At 47.0% G+C, this 1,582-nt stretch carries 4 protein-coding genes; 2 read left to right on the forward strand and 2 right to left on the reverse strand.

The features are described from left to right. The coding region (locus tag ABUL11_RS11255) for a hypothetical protein (RefSeq protein ID WP_350283943.1) at positions 1-197 on the forward strand (197 nt) is incomplete at its 5' end. Between the two features lie 107 nt (positions 198-304). Beyond that, entirely contained in the window at positions 305-631 is a 327-nt protein-coding gene (locus tag ABUL11_RS11260; RefSeq protein ID WP_350283944.1) for a putative signal transducing protein, read from the forward strand. Between the two features lie 62 nt (positions 632-693). Here the strand turns inward: ABUL11_RS11260 and ABUL11_RS11265 are convergent, their stop codons facing one another. Further along, positions 694-981, reverse strand: coding sequence for an encapsulin-associated ferritin-like protein (locus tag ABUL11_RS11265; protein ID WP_350283945.1), 288 nt, complete (start codon positions 979-981; stop codon positions 694-696). Beyond that, positions 971-1,582 (reverse strand): efflux RND transporter permease subunit (locus tag ABUL11_RS11270; RefSeq protein WP_350283946.1); only part of this gene is annotated, 612 nt, incomplete at its 5' end. The genes ABUL11_RS11270 and ABUL11_RS11265, both read right to left, overlap by 11 nt.

A 1,582-nucleotide genomic window follows, 5' to 3' on the forward strand; every position in this document is an offset into this window, starting at 1 on the left:
AACAGGCTCTCGCTGACTATATCTTGCAAATTCAACAACCAGCAATCAGAAAAACTACTAACCAGATCAACAAATTGCAGGTTGTTCAGGGCAGACTAATAAGGTGTATCTTAGATTTCGCTCGTCTTGGCGCTGGCTGTAAGATGATATTCTTATCAGATCTCATACTTTGGAATATTACTGTAGTGGCGAGATAAAATAAAACAGGGTTATCTGGAAAATAAGTCTTGCCGCCATCTCGGTAAGGCAAACCGAGCTGGCCTGTTACAGCGCATACCAATTATCTGATCACTTTGTTTGGCACATGAAAAAGCTCTATACGGCTAACCATCTGCTGGAGGCGCATATTGTCCGGGATCTGCTGGAGAATGCCTATATTCCGACAAGGTTATTTAATGAGTATGCCCAGGGAGGAATGGGAGAGATTCCGTTTACCCATACTTACCCTGAGGTATGGGTGATGCGCGATCTTGATTTTGAACGCGGGCGGAAAATCATCGCGGCTTATGAACAGGCTCCGCAAGTGATGGATATAGTTTTCTGCCTGCAGTGCGGTGAAGAAAATCCCGGCAATTTTCAACTGTGCTGGCAATGTGGCAGCGGATTGGAAGTCGCCCGGGAGAAATCCTGATTATCTAAGTTGAGAACCACTGTCAAATAACGATTTGTCACCAATCTGGTGCTATTTATTCGTTATTCGTGCGCAATAGGTTTGTCGGTAAAGAGATAATCTTTTAGTTCCTTGTCAAATGCCGGGTCACACCGGCGTATCCATTCCAGCAGCATCGACGCATGTTCCTTTTCTTCATCCCGGTTGTGTGCCAGTATCGCTTTTAGTTCGTTGTCCTTGCAGGCGTTTACCCGCTGATTGTAGAGATCGACTGCTTCCAACTCTTCACGCAGAGAAATAATTGCCCGGTGCATGTCTCGGGTCTCATCGCTCAATTCCTGTGTGGGTTCGAAATAACCGTCATTTGCCATCAGTATCTTCCTTGTTGTCAGTGATAACTGCCTGATCCCCGGTTTCAGTCTGTACGGGTTCAGGAACCGAGTGTTTGTCGCGTCGCATAATTTTTCCAATCAACACGAAAAAGAGTGGTACGAAAAATATGGCGAGGAAAGTTGCTGCCAGCATGCCGCCAAGTACAGTAGTACCAATGGCTATACGGCTGGCAGCCCCTGCACCAGATGAAATCGCAAGCGGGAATACCCCCATGATAAAGGCCATGGAAGTCATGATGATCGGGCGGAAACGAACCCGGGCTGCCTCCAGAGCGGCTTCGGTCAGTGATGCACCTTTGGCATACAGATCATTAGCGAACTCTACGATAAGAATGGCGTTTTTGGCGGATAATCCGATCAAAGTGATTAAGCCCACCTGAAAATAAATATCATCAGTCAGCCCGCGCGCCCAGATAGCCAGCAACGCTCCCAATATACCGAAGGGTACAGCGAGAATGACGGCAAACGGAATAGACCAGCTTTCATACAGAGCTGCCAACACCAGGAATACCATCAGCAGGGCAAAGGAAAGTATCCATATTTTTTGTCCACTGGCTGCCATTTTTTCCTGATAGGTAAT

It is taken from the genome of Nitrosomonas sp. (assembly GCF_040256045.1).
In the GTDB taxonomy this organism is placed as follows: Bacteria; Pseudomonadota; Gammaproteobacteria; order Burkholderiales; family Nitrosomonadaceae; genus Nitrosomonas.